The sequence below is a fragment of the Flavihumibacter solisilvae genome, from assembly GCF_000814475.1.
Lineage (GTDB): Bacteria > Bacteroidota > Bacteroidia > Chitinophagales > Chitinophagaceae > Flavihumibacter > Flavihumibacter solisilvae.
Window position 1 is genome coordinate 1 of record NZ_JSVC01000057.1, and the last position, 907, is coordinate 907.

General features: G+C 34.5%; 2 protein-coding genes. Both read left to right on the forward strand.

Features of this window, described 5'->3' with window-relative positions; all coding sequences use genetic code 11:
• The first annotated feature begins 144 nt into the window (after nt 1-144).
• Nucleotides 145-537: a hypothetical protein gene (locus OI18_RS23400; protein WP_039144774.1), complete on the forward strand. Its 393-nt coding sequence runs from the start codon at nt 145-147 to the stop codon at nt 535-537.
• Between the two features lie 122 nt (nt 538-659).
• Nucleotides 660-907: hypothetical protein (locus tag OI18_RS24935; RefSeq protein ID WP_039144775.1), on the forward strand; the 248-nt coding region annotated here is incomplete at its 3' end.

The window sequence follows — 907 nt, forward strand, 5'->3', positions numbered from 1 at the left end:
GCCGGCGCATAACAACATATTGGCAAAAGCGGCATATCATTGTTTTAAATAAAAGACTCAGCTGCCGCCTTCGCCAATACCTTAACGTTATAGGCAACAATAAGCACCAGTCTAATACGCGAACAATATTAAAATTCTGTCACTTTGAATTTAAGCCGAGCAGAACAACATTTCGTAAGCAGATTTATTATTAAGAATAAACAAGAAAGATATCTGCATTTATTAAACGACAATAGAACGAGAATTAAGTTTATTGAGAAACTTTATCATTTCAATGATTTCAATTGGAATCTGCTTCGTGAGATTCCTGGTAGTGAAAATGAAGAAGAAGCAATTCGCCTTAAGCTCAAATCATATAAAACTATTTCAAATTGTCGCGTAATTTCGTCTGACCCAAAATTTGATGGTAAGTCGATGAGTATTGAGGAAGCCATTAATAATGTCGTTGGAATAGAAGCAAGCATCCTAATATTTGGCGATGGCGATGTCATTTACTACGAGGGGGAAGCACCTAATCGAAGATTTATTAGTATTTAAAATTCCGCTTTCAAAAAGCTGCCTATAACATGGTATTGGCTAAAGCGGGCAGCCAACAACCTGTTTATTGATTGTTTCAAACGGCCCGCCTTCGCCAATCCCTCAACGTTAGCTGATATTATATGACCGATCCTTGGACGATAGAAGAAATAAATGAATATGACAGGATATTTAAAACCTGCCAGACTTTTATTGGACAAAAAATTGAAGAAATAGTTTTCTATTTAGACGAAAATGATTTTGATTTTACTGAACAACCTAACAAATATGGAAAGAGTCTCTTTAACGGAATTGAACTAATAATTGCAGGAGAAACATACTATTTAGGCAACTTATTTTTCAATAACACCTATAATGGATTAAATATATT